Source organism: Anaerosphaera multitolerans (genome assembly GCF_004006535.1).
Taxonomy (GTDB): domain Bacteria; phylum Bacillota; class Clostridia; order Tissierellales; family Peptoniphilaceae; genus Anaerosphaera; species Anaerosphaera multitolerans.
In genome coordinates this window covers 148,366-167,577 of record NZ_RLIH01000002.1, presented here as the reverse complement: position 1 = coordinate 167,577, position 19,212 = coordinate 148,366, and the positions used below count along the sequence as shown (strand labels likewise).

Annotated in this window: 17 protein-coding genes and 1 riboswitch; of the genes, 1 reads left to right on the top strand and 16 read right to left on the bottom strand. The window is 32.4% G+C overall.

All coding sequences use genetic code 11. The features are described from left to right. Positions 1-12: 12 nt before the first annotated feature. From EF514_RS02125 to hisS, 7 genes are all read right to left on the bottom strand, one after another. On the bottom strand, positions 13-894 hold the full coding sequence (locus EF514_RS02125; protein ID WP_127723500.1) for a 4Fe-4S binding protein: 882 nt from the start codon (positions 892-894) through the stop codon (positions 13-15). Next, positions 887-1,009: a CD1871A family CXXC motif-containing protein gene (locus EF514_RS10965; RefSeq protein WP_276317157.1), complete on the bottom strand. Its 123-nt coding sequence runs from the start codon at positions 1,007-1,009 to the stop codon at positions 887-889. The genes EF514_RS02125 and EF514_RS10965 overlap by 8 nt, the downstream gene beginning before the upstream one ends. Positions 1,010-1,079: 70 nt before the next feature. Next, positions 1,080-1,361, bottom strand: coding sequence for a putative quinol monooxygenase (locus EF514_RS02120; RefSeq protein ID WP_127723344.1), 282 nt, complete (start codon positions 1,359-1,361; stop codon positions 1,080-1,082). Between the two features lie 8 nt (positions 1,362-1,369). Then, positions 1,370-2,698 (bottom strand): C1 family peptidase, encoded by a 1,329-nt coding sequence (locus tag EF514_RS02115; RefSeq protein WP_127723342.1) that lies wholly within the window; start codon positions 2,696-2,698, stop codon positions 1,370-1,372. A gap of 97 nt (positions 2,699-2,795) precedes the next feature. Next, positions 2,796-3,851 carry an alanine/ornithine racemase family PLP-dependent enzyme gene (locus EF514_RS02110; protein WP_127723340.1) on the bottom strand — a complete coding sequence of 352 codons (1,056 nt, stop codon included), beginning with the start codon at positions 3,849-3,851 and terminating at the stop codon, positions 2,796-2,798. Between the two features lie 10 nt (positions 3,852-3,861). After that, positions 3,862-4,674 (bottom strand): creatininase family protein, encoded by an 813-nt coding sequence (locus EF514_RS02105; protein ID WP_127723338.1) that lies wholly within the window; start codon positions 4,672-4,674, stop codon positions 3,862-3,864. Between the two features lie 130 nt (positions 4,675-4,804). Next, positions 4,805-6,112, bottom strand: a complete 1,308-nt coding sequence (hisS, locus tag EF514_RS02100; protein ID WP_127723336.1) for a histidine--tRNA ligase — start codon at positions 6,110-6,112, stop codon at positions 4,805-4,807. Positions 6,113-6,259: 147 nt separating this feature from the next. Next, positions 6,260-6,414, top strand: a riboswitch (M-box (ykoK) riboswitch). Between the two features lie 293 nt (positions 6,415-6,707). Between hisS and mgtA the strand changes: the two genes are divergently transcribed. Continuing rightward, positions 6,708-9,494: a magnesium-translocating P-type ATPase gene (mgtA, locus tag EF514_RS02095; RefSeq protein WP_127723334.1), complete on the top strand. Its 2,787-nt coding sequence runs from the start codon at positions 6,708-6,710 to the stop codon at positions 9,492-9,494. Between the two features lie 35 nt (positions 9,495-9,529). On the opposite strand, the gene EF514_RS02090 is transcribed toward mgtA, so the two are convergent. From EF514_RS02090 to EF514_RS02055, 9 genes are all read right to left on the bottom strand, one after another. Then, the gene (locus EF514_RS02090) at positions 9,530-10,327 is read right to left on the bottom strand and encodes a family 1 encapsulin nanocompartment shell protein (RefSeq protein ID WP_127723332.1); all 798 of its coding nucleotides are present in this window, start codon (positions 10,325-10,327) and stop codon (positions 9,530-9,532) included. A gap of 15 nt (positions 10,328-10,342) precedes the next feature. Beyond that, on the bottom strand, positions 10,343-10,690 hold the full coding sequence (locus EF514_RS02085; RefSeq protein WP_127723330.1) for an encapsulin-associated ferritin-like protein: 348 nt from the start codon (positions 10,688-10,690) through the stop codon (positions 10,343-10,345). Between the two features lie 246 nt (positions 10,691-10,936). Then, positions 10,937-12,808, bottom strand: a complete 1,872-nt coding sequence (locus EF514_RS02080) for a sigma-54-dependent Fis family transcriptional regulator (protein WP_127723328.1) — start codon at positions 12,806-12,808, stop codon at positions 10,937-10,939. Between the two features lie 1,120 nt (positions 12,809-13,928). Beyond that, positions 13,929-14,054 carry a hypothetical protein gene (locus tag EF514_RS10960; RefSeq protein WP_276317155.1) on the bottom strand — a complete coding sequence of 42 codons (126 nt, stop codon included), beginning with the start codon at positions 14,052-14,054 and terminating at the stop codon, positions 13,929-13,931. 159 nt (positions 14,055-14,213) lie between these two features. After that, entirely contained in the window at positions 14,214-15,707 is a 1,494-nt protein-coding gene (locus EF514_RS02075; RefSeq protein ID WP_127723326.1) for a tripartite tricarboxylate transporter permease, read from the bottom strand. A 14-nt stretch (positions 15,708-15,721) separates the two neighbouring features. Beyond that, on the bottom strand, positions 15,722-16,180 hold the full coding sequence (locus EF514_RS02070; protein ID WP_127723324.1) for a tripartite tricarboxylate transporter TctB family protein: 459 nt from the start codon (positions 16,178-16,180) through the stop codon (positions 15,722-15,724). Positions 16,181-16,210: 30 nt separating this feature from the next. Continuing rightward, positions 16,211-17,188 carry a tripartite tricarboxylate transporter substrate binding protein gene (locus EF514_RS02065; RefSeq protein WP_127723322.1) on the bottom strand — a complete coding sequence of 326 codons (978 nt, stop codon included), beginning with the start codon at positions 17,186-17,188 and terminating at the stop codon, positions 16,211-16,213. A gap of 21 nt (positions 17,189-17,209) precedes the next feature. After that, positions 17,210-17,902: an RraA family protein gene (locus EF514_RS02060; protein ID WP_127723320.1), complete on the bottom strand. Its 693-nt coding sequence runs from the start codon at positions 17,900-17,902 to the stop codon at positions 17,210-17,212. Positions 17,903-17,917: 15 nt separating this feature from the next. Beyond that, the gene (locus EF514_RS02055; RefSeq protein ID WP_164845524.1) at positions 17,918-18,868 is read right to left on the bottom strand and encodes an NAD(P)-dependent oxidoreductase; all 951 of its coding nucleotides are present in this window, start codon (positions 18,866-18,868) and stop codon (positions 17,918-17,920) included. Positions 18,869-19,212 lie beyond the last annotated feature (344 nt).

Below are 19,212 nucleotides of genomic sequence, written 5' to 3'. Positions count from 1 at the left end.
TAGTTGCCTATTTTATTTTTCCATATTTCCTAACTTAGATTTTTCTTTTCCAAACACTATCCTGTTTTCAATAGCTCCTGTGGGACATACTTCCTTGCAATCCAAACACCTTATACACTCTCTACTATTTGGGTCCTTATAAGGTTCTATATGCATTTTACAAGCTCTTGTGCATTTATTACATTTTATACACTTATCCTCATCCACTTCCAATTTATAAAAGGAAATTGGATTAAAAAGCCCATACAAGGCCCCAAGAGGACAGATATATTTACAAAAAGGCCTATATATAAAAATGGAACTTATTATAAATAAAAGAGTTAATAGGACTTTCCAATTAAATAACGCTCCAATAGCACTTCTTAAAATTTCATTTTTAAAAAGTAAAGGTAGCGCTCCTTCAATTATTCCCGCCGGACAGATGTACTTACAAAAATAGGGATCTGCATACCCTTTGCCGGCAGCCACTATGAATGGAAGTGCCATTACTACAACAAACAATATTAAATACTTTAATAATTTAAGTGCCTTGTGAATTTTGGAAGGAACTTTTAATTTTCTCACCTTTATCTTATAAAGTAAGTCCTGAATAAATCCAAAGGGACAGAGGAAACCGCAGAAAAATCTTCCCAAAGTAATTCCAAAAAGTACTAGCAAACCTATTACATAAAATCCCAGCTTTTCTCCCGAGCCAAGAACTGCCTGCAGCGAACCTATAGGACAAGCGCCTAGAGCTCCGGGACAGGAATAACAGTTAAGTACCGGAACGCAAATCCCCTTTGTGGGACCGGTGTAGATTTTTCCTTCTAAAAATCCTCTTAAGTTTCCATTAAAGGCCACTGCTCCCAAAGCTTGGATTAAATGTCTGTTGGATTTTTTAAATATATTAACCAATTCCAATACACTCCATGCAAATTCTCGTTGCCTTACTTAAAACGTCGGCAAATTCTCCATTGTAAATTCCCACTCCAATTAAAGCAATTGCTATAAAAAGTATTAATTTTTTCATTTTACCACCGCCCTCTATTTATTATAAAATAAAAAAACACTTTAAACAATTTATGTTTAAAGTGTTCTATTTACAGTTTTTCAAATTTATATACCGGGCTCTTCTCCTCTGCCAAAGCCCCTATTTTAGGAACCAGCTCTTTAAAATGTGCACTTTCCTGATGCGCTGACAAGTACTCCTGTCCTTCCCACTCCTCATAGATACAAAGTCCCAATTCATTGTCGCAATCTCTGTATACGTCATAGATTATACAGCCCTCTTCTTTTTGAGACTCATCTACAAGTTTTTTTATAAGTTCCAAGGCCTCATCATAATTTTCTTTTTTAAAAATTTTTCTATTAAATAAATACATAGTACCTCCTAAGCTAGGGAACCCATAGGATCCCATGGTTTTAATCTTATAGGTTCCTTTTCCCAATCCTTTAAAATTCTTTGAGACAGATACTTTTTATCGATTACAACTTGGTACATATATTCATTAAACCAACTGTCACTCATTACAAGATATCCGTCTTTACCACTGTCCTTACCCCATGAATTCTCCACTCTCCACCTTAAAGGTCTTCCCTCATTATCAAGTTCAACACCCATAAATACCATGGCGTGAGTCATTAAAGATTCACCGTAGTCCAGTCTTTCTTCCTTGGTCATATCAAATTCAACATCCAGTAAATCATCTATCTTTACCGATTCAATATCTAAAATAGAGCCGCTTCTGTTAAAAAACTGTCCCACATCACATCCAAACCAAACGGGCTTCCCGTCTTTTAACTGGCTTATGGCAGCTTTTTTTAACTCCTCTATTGGAAGATTTATATACTTTATTTCCTTTTCCTCTATTACACATCCCAAAAAGTCCACTGTAAAAGTTTCATTATAGGGCTTATCTGCAGTAGGCGCATTTATTATGGAAATATATTTTTCCAAGTTAATATTTATATACTTCTCATAAAATTTAAGAGGCGTTATATTTTTTTCATTGACATAGTTTCCCTCTTTATCCTTAAATTCAAAGTCAAAAGTTTCCGGTGGCGTTCCAAGAGATATGGAAAGTACTCTGTGGACCTCCTTCATATATCCCTCCACCATTTCTTCCAATTCCTCAGCTGTTCGCCCATTTTTATGCGCTCTTCTAAGTTTTACTGCATATCCTCTAAGTAATTTCGTCAGGTATTCATTTAACTTTCTAGTGTTGGAGGAATTTTCATTTTCATCCATAATTTCTTTAGGAACGAGCCCGTACTTATTTACAAGCCCTACAAACATATCCCATTGACCTCCGTCACTTATCGGATCTTTTAAAATATGGGCTAAAAGTCTGGAATCCGTACTCTCATCTAAAGTTTTTAAAATACTGTTTAAAAAATAGTTACTCTTTTCCAATTTGTCAAAGAATAAGGGATAGACTTGAGAAAATTCAAAGTTGTCTAAGTTTAAGTTTTTAGCCACTTCATATCTCATCATATTGAGAGCTGAAAATATCCAACATCTTCCTGATCTCTTTTGATCTGTAACTCCCTTTTGCTCCAAGGAAATATTAAAGTTATGTCTCTGCTCCTCTTTTAAACTTAAATTTATTGCCGCTTTTTCTATTCCGTTAGCCATAGCAGCATTTTGTGCAATTCGATTTGCCCGGTCCTTGCTAAACTCCTGATTAAGTTCCCTTAATCTGTCAATACCAAACTCCAATTTATCTCTCCTTATTAGTAATTTCCCTGCTATTACTATTATACACAATTTAAAAATTTTTTTAAATAAGCTTAAATTCAAAGATTACAAGTGTATATTAATATATGTATTCTTTTTTTACATAATCAGACTGCATTGCCATTAGGGCGGAAAAATACTCCAGCTTCAAGTCAACAACATCTCCTACCTTGTAATTCTTTTCCGAATCACTTATATCCAGTACCAAGTGATCTGAACTTGCACCTACTATCTCAATATTCTCATCAAGAGCATAGGTAGCCTCCACGTCAATGGACTTTTTCCCAACGCCGCATACTGCTCTCCTTCTCACTCCGCTGTCTTTGAAGCTGTGTTTGTGGCCGTAGGAGTCCAAGCCCACTTCTCCCCAGGGCTTTGAGGGCTTGTCTTTAATTTCCAAAATTTCCACTTCCAATAAAAATGTATCGTCATAAGTTCCCTTTACGTATCTTTCAAAGGAACCCTCTCTTCCAAAGAGGAGGGATTCTCCAAGTCTTAGATTATTAACTTCCAAGGGCAGATCTCCACATCTCATTAAATCTATAGTTGAGGAGTTCCCGCCGCTTATTAGTACCTCTTTATTTCCAAATATCTCTTTGGAAAGTTCCACCAGTTCCAACATTTTATCCACACTGGGCTGAACAAAGGAAAAACAGGTTAAATTAGTTCCCAAACCATAAAGTTCAACATACTTGCTGTCTAAGACATAGTCTGCAATTCTAAGAAACTCATCTCTGCTTAAAATACCCTCTCTAAGATCTCCCAGTTCCTTCATCAATATAATTTTATGAACTTTCCCCTGAACTTTTGATGCCTTCTCAATTTCTTTTATAATATCCAATTCCGAATTTAAAGAAACATCACAATATTTGACCATATCTTCCACTTCACTAAATCCGGGAATTCTAATCGCCCACTTTTCAACATCTAGGTGCTGTAGAGATTTGAAATTGGAAATTTCAGCATCTCCGATTTTTGAAATTCCGCTTTCAAGAAAGGCCTTTAAAATTGTTTCATCTGAACCGAACATCTTAGTGACAGCTGTTATTTCAACCTCCCTTTCACCACAAAGTTTCTCTACAGTTTCTATATTGTGTTTTATTTTATTTAGGTATACTTTTAACTTAGCTGTCATTCCTACCTCCTTAGTTTACATCTTCTTTACTCCTTCTTTCACCTTGGCTTTTCCAATTCATATTTGTAGTATTGTAGCTCCAATTTTTCTCATCTAAATCTCTAAGGGTCTTTACCACTAATTCAGTAAGCGCCTTCGCAATTTTTTCTCCCTTTTCCGGCGTTGCCTTAGTAGCATCTCCCGTTAAGCCCTTGTCTGTAATCTCACTAAAGTCCCACTTTATCTCTATATGTTCAGGAAGGTTATCCGGAACCACCGCTTCTGCCAATTCAGGTTCACACCATTGAGGGTAGAGATAATAAGCTATTGAACTTTCTCCCTCTCCTGCATGACCTTGTCCATCCATAACCTCAAAAGTTCCCCTCGGAAGTATTTCTCCCGCAGTAACCCACCATGCAGCAAGTGTAGCTATTTTTACATTAGGATATTTTTCCTTTAAACTTCTTGAAGCTACTTCTATTGGCGCAATATTTCCATCATGCCCATTCATAATAAAAATTCTATCTATTCCATTTTTTACAGTTGACTCCAATATGTCATAAATTACAGAAATTAAAGTGTTATAACTTAAACTTAAAGTAAAGGGAAACCTCTCATAGTGTCTGCTGTAACCCACAGTTACGGGAGGCAGTACCAGTAGATTTTCCACTTCCTCCGCCACTTTGCAAGATAACATATAGGATACTAAAGTATCCGTTCCCTCTGCCAAATGTTCGCCATGAGCTTCACAGGAACCCAGAGCTAAAATCGCCTTATTATACTTTCCCTCTCTTACTTGATTTGCAGTGAGTTTTAATAACTCGTTTATCTTTTTATCTGACATGGTATCTCCTTTCTTTTCTCTATTAATCTATGTAAAAAGGACACTATCAAATATGATTTTATTTGATAGTGTCCTGTTCATACACTACTTATATACCCTTGTTACCTATGTTTTACTCTTATAAAGCGAATTATTTTAATCTTTCAACTATTTCCTCAACAGTAAGTTCATCTTGATCTCCTGTTTCCATATTTCTAAGAGTATATCTTTCAGTTTTTACTTCATTTTCTCCAATTACCACTACATATGGAATATTAAGAGCGTCGGCATATTTAAACTTCTTGCCCAGTTTCCCCTCTTCCGTATAGACAATGGTATCAATTCCACTGTTTCTAAATTTAGAAACCAATCTTATTCCGGCATCTATAAAGCCGTCCATTGGAATTACTATTAAGTCCACCAAACTCTTCTTCTTAGCCTGAATAATCTTTGCTTCATTTAATTGATAGAACAATCTGGATAAACCTATTGAAAGCCCAACTCCCGGCAATTTTTTGTCAGTGTAGTGACTTGCTAAGTCATCATACCTTCCACCGGAGCATACAGAACCTACATTTGGATAATTATCAAGAGAAGTTTCATAAACTGTTCCCGTATAGTAGTCCAATCCTCTTGCAATTTTTAAATCCACTACACAATTCTTACTTGGAACGTCATACTCCTCAATGTAATTCATAACTTGTTTTAATTCATTAAAACCTATGTTAAATATTTCATTTTCAATATTTAAATCCTCTAGAGCTTTAAATATTTCTTCTGTGCTTCCTTCAATTAAAGTGAATTCCACAATTCTATCAGCTTGATCTTCGTTTAAGCCCAACTCCATAAGTTCTGACTTAACATTTTCCTTGCCTATCTTATCTATTTTGTCTACGATTCTTAAAACTTCCACTGAATCGGAAATACCTAAGGACTCATAAAAACCCTTTAATAATCTTCTGTTATTTATTCTAATTGTAAAGTCTTCAAATCCCAATTCCTTAAATGTGTGATATATTACAACTGGAAATTCCGCGTCATTTGCAATGTCAATTGAACCGTTTCCAATAGTGTCTATATCACATTGGTAGAATTCTCTAAAACGACCTCTCTGTGCCTTTTCACCTCTGTAAACCTTACCTATGTGATATCTTCTAAACGGAAAAGAAAGCTCATTAAAATGTTCCACGGTATACCTCGCTAACGGTACCGTTAAATCAAAACGAAGAGACATATCCGTATCTCCCTTTTTGAATCTGTACATTTGCTTCTCAGTATTTCCACCACCTTTAGCTAAAAGTACTTCCGATCTTTCAATTGCTGGAGTATCAATAGGTAAGAAACCGTGTTTTTCAAAGTTCCTTCTAATTGTATCCATCATTTCATTAAACATTATTTGATCCTGTGGTAGCAACTCCAAAAACCCTGGTAGAGTTGAAGCTTTTACTTTTTGACTCATAATTGGCCTCCTTTTCATAATTTTTTATTATAGCCCAAAGGACTATTAGAGTTATTCTATCACAATTTAGCCATTTCTTAAAGTTTTTATGGAATTTTCTTTGATTAATCCTAAAACTTGACAAAGTCTCCAATAGGTAGTATGCTTTTATTATTCCGGTAGGTGAGGCTACTATAGGGATACGGACTGTTGCCGCAACTTAATGGAGACATTAATCGCTGGTTTGAACAGGCCATATCATGAAGGTATGGCATAATACAGTTTCATTGCCCTATAAAGTCAAAGCTCAAACGGCATATGTATATAAATTTTACTTGTGTCCACTTACCTTAGGTAGGTGGTTTTTTAATTTAAGGGGTGAGATTATGGATTCTGGAGGTTGTATTCCGCTTTATACTTTATTAATTAAAAAAACTAAATATAACTCTTATTATGCAGCTGTGAATTCCATTGATTTTACTTCTTTATCTTTTCAATTATAAATTCACCCTTAATAATGGTTTGTTTAGTTTTCTAAATTAATTTAGTTTTGAAAGTTAAGTTTTGTCTTGCAAAGCTTTTTTTGTCATGCAAATCATTATTAGGAGGGATGAAAATGAAAAACAAATACAATATAGGCAAAGGTAAAAACAATTTAACTAGAGATGTAGTTCAAGGTTTTGACAGTTTAAATTCCAATAGGATTTTAAAAGACATCTCAAAATTGAGTATAGAACAATTATTGGAAAAATACAGTACAAATGAAAAAGGACTTAAAGAAGAACAGATTTTAAAAAACAGAAGGGAATATGGCGACAACGTAGTGGAACACGGCGAAAAGAAGTCCTTAATTAAAAGACTTGCCGAAGCTTTTATTAATCCCTTTACACTTATACTTTTATTTCTAGCTATAGTATCGGTAATAACTGATGTGGTAATACCTATTAAAACTAATACATTGGAAGATTTAAACTATGCCACTATTATTATAATCTTAACTATGGTTATATTTTCAGGAGTACTTCAATTTATTCAGGAAACACGCTCAGGAAATGCTGCAGAAAAACTTTTGGAAATGATTACTACAACTTGTACAGTTTTTAGAAGCGAAAAAAATAGTCCCTTTGAAATTCCTTTAGAGGACTTAGTTGTAGGAGACATCATTCAACTTAGTACAGGTGATATGGTTCCAGCAGATATTAGAATTCTTGAGGCAAAGGACTTATTTATCAGTCAGTCCTCCCTTACAGGAGAAAGTGAACCAATTGAAAAAACAGCTGCCCTGACAGAAGATAACTACAGTACAATTACAGATTATCCAATCTTTGCCTTTATGGGAAGTAATGTAATAAGTGGTACTGCAAAGGCAATAGTGGTATCTACCGGAAATAATACTCTTTTCGGCTCCATTGCCAAAACCATTACTAAGGAAGAGCCTGAAACCAGTTTTACAAAGGGTGTAAATGACGTTTCTCGTCTTTTGATTAAATTTATGGCCATAATGGTTCCCATAGTATTTTTTATAAACGGATTTACAAAGGGAAATTGGATTCAAGCCTTTTTATTTGCAATTTCCATTGCAGTTGGACTTACACCTGAAATGCTGCCTATGATAGTAACCACTTGTCTTGCAAAAGGTGCCGTTTCAATGTCTCAGAAAAAAACAGTAGTTAAAAACTTAAACTCCATTCAAAGTTTCGGAGCTATGGATGTACTGTGTACTGATAAGACGGGAACTATTACTGAAGATGATGTAGTCTTGGAATATTATTTGGATATTGAAGGCAAAAGCAGTTCCAGAATCTTACGTCACGCCTATTTAAATAGCTACTTTCAAACAGGCTATAAGAATCTAATGGACAGAGCAATTATAAAGAGAACTGAGGAACAGGAATCAAAGGATAGGAGTTTAATAGACCTATCGGAGGCATATGTAAAAGTAGATGAAATTCCCTTTGATTTTTCAAGGCGCCGTCTAAGCGTAGTTGTAGAAGATAAAAATAAAAAAACTCAAATGATTACCAAGGGCGCTGTAGAGGAAATGTTGTCCATATGCTCCTATGCCGATTACAATGGAGTAGTAAAACCCATTACCAGAGAAATTAAAGAAAACATATTGAAAGTGGTGGATAATTTAAATGACAAGGGAATGAGGGTAATTGCCCTTGCTCAAAAGACAAATCCCTCCCCTGTTGGAGCTTTCGGCGTAAAAGATGAAGATGATATGGTTTTACTTGGTTACTTGGCTTTTTTAGATCCTCCTAAGGAAAGTGCAAAAGAAGCTATAAAAGCTTTAAGGGAATATGGAGTTACTACTAAGGTAATTACAGGGGACAATGAAAAAGTTGCACGATATGTCTGTAAAGAAGTGGGTATACCTACTGAAAAAATAGTTTTAGGTAGGGATTTGGAAAGTTTAGATAAAGTTGAACTTACTGAATTAATTGAAAGCGCCAGTGTCTTTGCTAAAATTTCTCCGGACCAAAAAGCCGAAATAGTATCCATATTAAAGGACAACGGCCATGTAGTAGGATTTTTAGGCGACGGTATTAACGATGCCTCGGCTCTTAAAACTTCCGACATTGGAATAAGCGTAGACAGCGCAGTGGACATTGCCAAAGAATCGGCAGATATAATTCTGTTGGAAAAAAGTTTAATGGTCTTGGAAGAGGGAATTATTGAAGGTAGAAAGACCTATGCCAATATGATTAAGTACATTAAAATGACCATATCTTCCAACTTCGGAAATATGTTCTCAGTTTTAGCTGCCAGTGCTCTTTTACCTTTTCTACCAATGACCAGCATACAGTTGATATTTTTAAACTTAATCTATGACCTGTCATGTATTGCAATTCCTTGGGACAATGTAGATGAGGAATTCGTTAAGACTCCTCGTAATTGGGATACCGAATCAATTGAATCCTTTATGGTTTGGATTGGACCTACAAGTTCAATATTTGACTGGATTACCTACTTGGTAATGTACTTTATAATCTGTCCTGCCTTTATTTCAAAGGGAGTCCTATATTCAGGAATTAGCGACAGTGCCATTATACAAAGTGGAATTTTTCAGGGCTTAAATATGAAAAGCGCCTATGAGGCAATGTTTCAAGCAGGTTGGTTTATAGAGTCTATGTGGAGCCAGACTTTGGTAATACACATGATACGAACTCAAAAAATTCCGTTCATTCAAAGTAATGCCTCTGCTTTCGTAACAATTCTGGGAGCTTTGGGAATTATAGCTTTAACTGTAATTCCTTTCACCCCTGTAGGAGCTATGTTGGATTTATTACCACTTCCAAAGGTTTACTTTCTATACCTTGCTGTAATAATATTCTCCTACATGGTACTGGTAACTGTTATGAAAAAAATCTATATTAAAAAATACGGAACTTTGTTATAAAAAAAGAGGATGCGCAGGCATCCTCTTAAACTATTTTACATTGAATAGTAAACTATTTTATTTTCATCTAAAACTCTAAAAGTAAAGGACTCTGTTACAAACAATCTAACTCTCTTGTCCAACTCTCTTTCAAATCCGATGGCAAAATCCTGACCTACGGTAAATTCCAAATCTTCATCTCTATGAGGAATTAAAAGCGCTCCTTTTAAAACTTTAGATCTAATAATTTTACCGCCTATAATATCTTCAATGCTATCCATTAAATAAACGCCATCATATACTATGTTTATGGCATTGTAAGCTTCAGGGGATACTATTAAATCAAAAGGTTCCTCAACATAGGAGTTAAATAATTTATATTTCCCATCTCCCACCGCTTTTAAAATTTCATTGCCTTCTTTTCCGAATTTAAGTTTATGACCTGCAACTTGACTAAGACCTTTTATATTTCCCTTTTCATATCCGTTATAAATAGCGTCTTCTTCAAATTTAGCAAGTTCTTCACAAGCTTTTTCAAGGTTTGTAAGATCTACGTCCTTAGCTCCTCTTTGAACGTTATCCAGTTCCCATTTATTTAAATCAAAACTGATTCTAGCCTCAACTAAATTTTGAGTTTCAAAAATTCCGGTCCTTACTGAATGTTCTCTTTCAATAACGTCTAAATCTTTTAACCTTCCAATTTGAATTGAAGTATAATCCCATCCCTTAGGTCCGTTTACTTCTAATACTCTTCTAGCCGAAAGAATACTTCTTATAACTTCCTTTGCCCTCTTATCTATTTCCGACCATGCTTCAGTAGATAAGGGAGCTATATTTCTTTTCAATACATCCATTGCACTTCTCCTTTACTAAAGTTCTCCTATTCCAAGAGTTCCGGAATCATCAGAATCTTCTTCAGCCTCTGCCTCTTCTTCAACTTCTAGAATTGGTTTTTCTGTAAATAAGTAAGTTCTCATTTGCTCATCCCAGCCGTCCATATTTCGTCTAAGCCATTCTAAAGTCATCATAGCATGTTCCATTTCTTCAACGGCATTATGCCACATAATATCTTTTAATTCCTGGTCTGAAGCTACTGCAACTCTTTGCATATACCAATCCACAGCCTCAATCTCTTCTTTTAAGCTGTTTATTGCACGTACTTGATCTCGAACCTTTTCATCTAGTTCAACTTCCGGTTCATGGTAATCTTTTGCCATATTTACACTCCTTTAACTATTTAATACCTTATGTTAAATAAATACCCATTTATTTTATATTAAAGCCTGTATTTAAAATTTTAGCCCCGTACTTAAGCTCAATTCCTATTAAACAGTCACTTCCAGCTTTTCAATATTAATACTATCTCTAGGCTCCTTTAAAAAATCCACAATCATATTTTTAAAGTTCTCCCCATCTCCCGATACAAAGTATTTCACCTTACTCTCCCCTTCTGAATTTAAAATTTATATATTATGTTTTTTCATTTTTCTCCACAGCGTTGTATTACTTATATTCATATCTGAAGCAGTTTTAGTTCTATCTCCTTCATTTTTTTCTAGCAAAAATAATATTCTTTCCTTTTCATCTACTATTTCAGGATTAATTTCCCTATAATGCTTTTTCTGATTCAAATCTCTACTTATATTTTCTTTGTAAGTTAAAGCTTTTTTAATATCACACAAAGTTACCTCTTCTTTTAAATCTCCCATCTCAATACCTAATCTCTCAACTATATTTAAAACTTCTCTTACATTACCCGGCCAACTATAACCTCTTAAGTAATCTTTTACCTCATCAAGAATATGAATCTTTCTATTCTTTAAATTATTAATACCTTTTTCAAAAATAATTAAAACATCATTATCTCTTTTTCTTAACGGAGGAATTATCAACTCTAAAACACAAATTCTATAATACAAATCTTCTCTAAATTTTTTCTCTTCAACAAGTTTAACTAAATCTTGATTCAATGCAACTATTATCCTAACATCAATTTTTCTAATTTTATTGTCTCCTAATCTACAAATTTCTTTTTCTTGAATGACTCTTAATAATTTACCTTGGACCTCTATTGGCAATTCACTTATTTCATCTAAAAAAACTGTACCTCCATCTGCAATTTCAAAGATCCCTTTTTTCCCTTCATCAACAGCACCTGTGAAAGCACCCTTTACATATCCAAATAGTTCACTTTCCAAAATATTTTGCGGTAATGCTGCACAGTTAATTGCAACAAACGGACCTTTTTTCCTATATCCATAATTATGTATACTTTGAGCGAAAATTTCTTTACCAGTTCCTGTTTCTCCTCTTATTAATATAGTACTATCAGTATTTGAGTATTTTTTAGCTCTATTTATTATTTCAGCTAAAGAGTCACTTTCACCCCACAAATCACTAAAACTATGCTTTGCATAATAACCTCTTTTTATATATTCTTCTCGAATCTTTTGTTCTGCAATTTTTATCGCATTTATTTCCTGAACAGATATTAAAATATAATTCAACGATTGATTAATTTCAATAGGTACCACATTATATAGCAATGTTGTTTTTTTATAATTCACAATATTATTAAATGAATGTTTTCTCTTTTTCAAATGCTTTTTTATTTGAAAAATTTCACTGATTTTTTTTTCTTTTTCTTCACCTAATATTTTTTTCATGTGTTTGTTTATCTTATAAATATTCCCTAATCTATCAAAAGCTATTATACCCTCAGAAATATTCTCTAATATTACACTAATAATTTCATAATTTGTCTTTCTCTCTTCCTCAATCTTTAAATTATGCTCTGCTTCTTTTACCGCACTTAAAATTGATAGTTCGTCAGCTTCCCCAGGAATGTAAGTCAAACCTCTTTTTTCACATTCTTTTTCTAATAAAAATCCTCCCACAAAATATTTTTTCCCCTCAGAAACAGCTTTTATTAAAGCTTCTTCTACATCTTCTTCTCTATTAATATTGTATATACCTAACTTTTTATTAGTAATTCTATTATAGAGTTGTCCTGCTTCACATAAATTTTTAAATCCTATTATTCCAACTTCCTCACTTCTATCTTCTAAGGATTGAACTGCTCTATATATATCTAGAAATCCATGTCTAATATCTACAACAGGAATATCAACTCGTTCTCTTAAATATTCTGATGTTCCACCTCGACAAATTATTACTTCAGTCCCACTATTTATCATTTTTCTCGATATTTCATAGGCTTCTTTCATTGTAGCTTCATAAATAGGTACAGTTTTCTTAATTGAGTCTAACACTGTATTTATTCTTTCAGTTAATGCACTTGTTGTAGAAAATATAATTATTTTTTTATCTAACAACTCTTTCAACACCTTCCTTAAAGACTATAGTTTTTTATATAAATACTTTTTATCACTTTCTATCAATTTTATCATTAACAATTCTATACCTAAAACAATTAATCTAAATATAAACTAAAAATTAGACTTAGAATTAATAGTTCTGCTAACATAAAAAATCAGATAAAGACGGGACTGACCTATTAAAATGAGACTTAAATAAAAAAGCATGTAAATTAGTGTACTGACCCCAAAAAGTTGGACAAATAATTAAGCTGTTAATAAGGACGAAGTTGGGAGTGTAAATAATTTTGTGTTTCGGTTTCTAGATTAAGATAAACAATATAATTTTTCTTATATTCAAACTTCATTATAATATTTGATATTGTCTAATACAATTTGTAATAAAATAAAATTAAGACTTTTAAGTTCTGGTTTTTGATAGAATATTTCAGACTTTATGACAGAGTGAAATAATTCTATTTGCTGATGTGTCTTTTCTAGATATACTCATGATAATATTCTTATTCTTTACCGGTAATTGATATTCTTTTATGTATATACTCCCCTTGATCTGAATATAAAATACATAAGCAATAATCTCGCCATTATACAAATCTATTATAGAAGATAAATATTGCATACTAGTCCCAAATGGTAGATAAGTAATGTTTATTGTTAATTTTTTAAGTGGTCTACTAGCTTTAAAATCCCTATTAAGTAAATTATCAACGACAATTGGATGATGAATATACTTTTAGTTCTTATTAATCTTAACTCAACATTGGCAATTGAATTTTTGCATAATTCTTTGAGCAGTATATTTATTTATCTTTTTAGTTTAATTAATCATTGCTGTAATTTTTTTCTGTCTGTTATATGTGGATTTAGCTATATTAAATAGCGCTAAAGTATATTTAACTATAATTATTCCTTTAAATTCATTAACTAGATTAACTATTATTTCCGAAGCCGTTCCTTTCCATCTCTTTGAACTTTTTTAGAAGTTCTACTTGTTGCTCTAAAGATTTTATTCTAAGCTTCATAGTCTCTTCAGGATTAAAACCTTCGGACCTTTACCATAGGAATATTACTTGCCAATGAGTCGATTAATCTATGTAGCTCACCACCGCGATATCCACTAGGTTTGTACTTGAGATTTACTTTTAAGTCCTAACTCATTTTTGACTTGTCTATTAGAATATCCACTTAACTTCATTTCAATAACTTTCATTTTAGTTTCATAGCCATGCACAGTTCTTTTCATACAAAAAGCACCTCCATTGATTTTATTTTACAATAAATTTCAATACAAGGTGCTTTTTTATTTACTCCACTTATATAGGTCACTTCATAAGAGTCTAACTTTTTATAATCGAAAACATTATTTTAAATTGCAAATTCCACGCTATTTATAATACATAGATTACAATTCTTTAAATTCTTTATTCTTAAGAGCTCTCCTGATTGAAATTGCTATAGAGAAAAAACCCAACACTATAAATACCAATGAAATAGGTCTGGTGAAAAAAGGTATTATACTATTATTACTCATTAATAATGCTCTCCTTAAATTTTCTTCTGCCATTGGCGATAGAATAAAACCTATAATAAAAGGAGTTGTAGGTATATCTAATATTTTAAATAGTAATCCTATCAAACCAAATAGCAACATACCCCAAACATCAAACATTCTATTATTTACTGCAAAAGCTCCAACAGTACAAGTCACCATTACTATTGGCAGTAATATAGTTTTCGGAATATCTAACAACTTCACAAACCAATTTATCCCTAAAAATTCTACAATTATCATATATATATTTGCTATTATTAAAGATGTAAAAATTGCATACATAAATACACCATTTTTTTCAAAAATTAAAGGTCCTGGGGATATACCATGTATCATTAGACCACCAAGTAAGACAGCTGTTACAGTGTTTCCTGGAATACCCATAGTTAACAAAGGTATTAACGCTCCTCCAGTAGTTGCGTTATTAGAAGTTTCCGAAGCTATTACACCATCAATTGCTCCAGTTCCGAATTTTTCGGGATATTTAGAAGTGTTTTTTGCCGCCGAATATGCAAGAATACTAGAAGTTGAACCCCCTATACCTGGTAAAATTCCTATTCCTAATCCAATTAACGCTGATCTAATCATGTTTCCAAATTGCTCTTTAAACTCTTCTAGACTAATCCCAAACCCCTTCATTTTATACGTTTTTTTGATTCCCTCAGCTTTTATTTTTTTTCTATTAAATCCTACCTCCAATATATCTTTAACCGCAAATATACCTAATAGTATAATTACTATATCAAATCCAGATAATAATTGATAATTTCCAAAGGTAAATCTAGTATAGCTATCTAGTGGTGCCATTCCTACAAAAGCAAATGCCATCCCCGACAGCCCACTTAATACACCGTTTATAAGAGAATCTCCTGATAAACTCGCTATTATTGTAAGAGAAAAAAAAGCTATTGCAAAATATTCAAACGGGGTGAATTTTAACGCTATATTTGCCAGATATGGCGAAATAAATATTAATGCTATAACACTTATGATGCCACCAATGAACGAATATAAAATTCCTATTCCTAATGCTCTTCCAGCCTCGCCCCTATCAGCCATCGGCCCTCCATCAAAAACAGTAGCTATTGAAGACGGTGTTCCTGGTATTTTTAAAAGTATCGCCGATATGAGCCCTCCTGAAATTCCTCCTATATATAGTCCAATTAAAAGAGAAATCCCATTTATTGGATCCATTCCAAAAGACATTGGTAAAAATAAAACCAGAGCCATCGTAGCAGAAAGTCCTGGTATAGATCCAAAAACTATTCCTACTACTACACCTAAAAAAACTAATATCAAGCAAACTGGTGAAGTTATTACCGCTAAGATGCCCTCAATGATCATTATATAACCTCCTCCTAACCTAACATACCAGCAGGTAGCATCAATTGAAACGCTCTGGTAAATAAAAAATATATTATTATAGGAACAAACAAAGAAACTAGTATCTTTACTTTAATATTTTGCTCATCATATTTATTTAAAATCTCTATTTGAATAAATAAATATAGTATCGTACTTAAAATAAAACCTACTTTCTCTAAAATTAAAAAATATACAAATACTAGAACAATAGAATATATTCCTCCCCTATCTATTAATAAATCACTAAACATCTCTTTATCTTTTCTATTTACTGCCAAAATAAACTTTGCTATAGATAGAATAGTCAAAGTTATTCCCACAAGTTTAGGCATAAAACTTGGACCTACATCATTTTCTATGAAAATATCCATTTTACCAGAAAAAAATATTAAAAATATCCCAAATATTAAAAAGATGACAGAGGTTAAATACTCTTTTAATTTTTTTGTCATAATATCACTCCTAAAAGTTTCTAACAATAATTAACTCTCTCCCATAACTTTACTTAAGTCTTCAACTTGTTCTTTATCTTCTTTAGAAGTTAGTTCAGGGCTCCTATAAAACGCTTGTCCATGAAATTTTTCTACTTCTTTTTGAAACTCTTCATTTTTAGAAATTTTTTCTAAAGCTGCTGTGAATGTATCTACAATTTGTTGATCAGTATCTTTTGGAAATTTAAATTCATACAATTTTCTTGAAACTACTTCATATCCCTGTTCAACAGCAGTAGGAACATCAGGAATTGTAGGAATTCGTTCCGTTGATAAAATAGCTAAAGGGACTACTGTTCCAGCTTCTATATAATCTGCAATATTTATATAGTTTACAACCAGTAGATCTACTTGACCTCCTAAAAATGCAGCAGTTCTATCTGCAGAAGAAGATCCTACATCCAATTTATTCAATTCAATTCCTGCAGACTTTTCAATTTGCTCTGCTACATAATGAGTTACAGAACCATGAACTATTGAATAGCTGATTTTTTTAGGAGATTCTTTAGCTTCCTCTACCATTTCTTCTAAAGTGTTCCAGCCAGAATCAGCTCTTGCCACTAAAGTGTATGTACTATCTTCAATTATTGTACCAGCATTAGCAAAATCATCTGTATAAGAAAAATCAGCTAGTCCCGTCGTCTCCTGTACTAATGCTGCAGTATGGTTAAATAACATCTTGTATCCATCTGGTTTGGATGCCATTATTTCTTTCGAAGCAACTATACCACTTCCTCCAGCCTTATTTACTATTACAAACGTTTGTCCCAACTCTTCCTCCAAGTACTTAGCTGCCGTTCTACAATATAAATCTGTATCCCCTCCAGCATTATATGGTAACGTTATTTCAACTGTTTTTTCAGGCCAATTAATTTCCTCTTTCGAAATGTTTTCTTTGGAATTATTACTACTACATCCTATTAATAAGAATGCCAAACACATAATTATAATTGATAATTTCTTTTTCATAAAGCTTCCTCCTATTTCTAATTAATAAACTTTCTCTAAAAATTCAACTTTTTTTTCAAATAATTTTTTATCTACCCATTTTCTATCTGATTTTCCTTCTTTAGCTAATTGAACTTTTTTGAAATCATTTTTTTGAAATTCTTTAATTTTATCTAAAATTTGCTTTACATCTTTATAATGTATTACAGCAACTCCATCACTATCTGCTACTATTAAATCCCCAGGTAAAACCACTTGTTCTCCACAGGTTATAGGAGTATTAATTTCCCCAGGACCTTCCTTATAAGGACCTTTCGGCGTAATTCCTGTTGCATAAATAGCCATCCCCATTTTTGATAATTCATCTACATCTCTAATTGGACCATCAATAATAATTCCTGAGATATTTCTGACCTTTTCTGCATATATAGCCATAATCTCTCCCATTAAAGCTCTTTCACTTCCTCCATCATTAGATACAACTATAAAATCATCTGGTCCACCTATATCTAATGCTTTATGCAACATTAAATTATCTCCAGATCTTGCTTTTACTGTAATCGCTCTTCCTACTACTATTTTATTCGGAGTGGATATTAATTTTATTCTTGAATCCATATTGGATAATCTAAACATCGCATCTCCAATATTAGCAGTAGGTATATTTTCATATTCTCGTAAAATTTTCTCTTCTAACATATATCTTTTTAAAAAAATTCTATTATTTACCTCCATAAGTCTACTCTCCTTCTAGTTTACGATATAATTTAGTTCATCATTATCAATAAAATTATTAACATTATTTATTATCTCAGGAATCATGATATCCAATAAATCCATTGATGTCCCACCAACATGAGGTGTTAATACAGTATTTTTAGCTTTTAATATCGGATCATTTTTTAAAAGAGGTTCTTTTGAAAAACAATCTAATCCAGCTCCTAAAATTCTATTTTCATTAAGTGCTTTTATTAATTCACCCTGATCTATTAAACCTCCTCTTGCAGTATTAATTATTACGGCTTCCTTCTTCATTCTACTAATTTCTTTTTTACTTATTATATTTTTGGTATTTTTATTTAAAGGTAAATGCAAACTAATTACATCTGACGTTTCTATTAAAGTTTCAAAACTTTTAAAACAAATATCTAAATTGTTTTCTTCTCCAATACTAATTCTTTCTATATCATAATACTGAACCTTTGCTCCAAAAACTTTTACTTTTTTTGCAACTTCTTTCCCAATATTTCCCAAACCAATTAAGCCAACTGTTTTATTTTTTAAAGAAAACGTCTCATCTACATGCCTCTCCTTGCCCCATATTCCCTTTCTAATTTCTTGATCATGTAGTGTCAGTTTCCTATATAATGATAACATTAATAAAACAGCTAATTCAGATACAAAATCTGCATTTGATCCAGGTACATTACTTACATCAATGCCTTTTTCCCTCGCATAATCTACATCTATTGAATCAAATCCCACCCCCCATTTTTGAATGAATTTTAAATTCTCAATCCTATCTAAATCATCTTTTGTTATTTTAAAAATTCTCAGAATAATGCAATCCGCATCTGTCAAAGTTTTATATTCGTCTTCTGTAGATACTATTTCCACTTTAATATTTTCTCTATTTTTCATATTTTCTAAAATCAAATCTACAGCCTTGGGCGGATATTTTCCTACTATTGCTATTTTCAATTTTTTCACCTCCTATATATCTATAATGCAAATTCAATGCCAACTTATTTTCCTCTTGTACATAGTTCGTAATGCTGAAAATACAATAAGTGTATTATCTAGTTGCAGTTAATTCTAATATACTGAAATTCATTTGCAATTTATTTTGCATTTCTAAAATATGATGATTTGTGAAAATAAAAATTTATTTTTATGAAACCAAATATTAATATCATTCAAAAACATATTTTTAAATCATTCTGATAATAAAGCAAAACCAGAGTAAAACATCTTCTTTACTCTGGTAAATTACAAATAACTTAAACAGTTCCTTTAAACTTTATTTTATATTAAAGCCTGTATTT

Coding starts and splice junctions, on each gene's coding strand:
- EF514_RS10965 (WP_276317157.1), bottom strand. CDS start 1,009: ATGAAAAAATTAATACTTTTTATAGCAATTGCTTTAATTGGAGTGGGA.
- EF514_RS02120 (WP_127723344.1), bottom strand. CDS start 1,361: ATGTATTTATTTAATAGAAAAATTTTTAAAAAAGAAAATTATGATGAG.
- EF514_RS02110 (WP_127723340.1), bottom strand. CDS start 3,851: ATGACAGCTAAGTTAAAAGTATACCTAAATAAAATAAAACACAATATA.
- EF514_RS02105 (WP_127723338.1), bottom strand. CDS start 4,674: ATGTCAGATAAAAAGATAAACGAGTTATTAAAACTCACTGCAAATCAA.
- hisS (WP_127723336.1), bottom strand. CDS start 6,112: ATGAGTCAAAAAGTAAAAGCTTCAACTCTACCAGGGTTTTTGGAGTTG.
- mgtA (WP_127723334.1), top strand. CDS start 6,708: ATGAAAAACAAATACAATATAGGCAAAGGTAAAAACAATTTAACTAGA.
- EF514_RS02090 (WP_127723332.1), bottom strand. CDS start 10,327: ATGGATGTATTGAAAAGAAATATAGCTCCCTTATCTACTGAAGCATGG.
- EF514_RS02085 (WP_127723330.1), bottom strand. CDS start 10,690: ATGGCAAAAGATTACCATGAACCGGAAGTTGAACTAGATGAAAAGGTT.
- EF514_RS10960 (WP_276317155.1), bottom strand. CDS start 14,054: ATGAAAAGAACTGTGCATGGCTATGAAACTAAAATGAAAGTTATTGAA.
- EF514_RS02075 (WP_127723326.1), bottom strand. CDS start 15,707: ATGATCATTGAGGGCATCTTAGCGGTAATAACTTCACCAGTTTGCTTG.
- EF514_RS02070 (WP_127723324.1), bottom strand. CDS start 16,180: ATGACAAAAAAATTAAAAGAGTATTTAACCTCTGTCATCTTTTTAATA.
- EF514_RS02065 (WP_127723322.1), bottom strand. CDS start 17,188: ATGAAAAAGAAATTATCAATTATAATTATGTGTTTGGCATTCTTATTA.
- EF514_RS02060 (WP_127723320.1), bottom strand. CDS start 17,902: ATGGAGGTAAATAATAGAATTTTTTTAAAAAGATATATGTTAGAAGAG.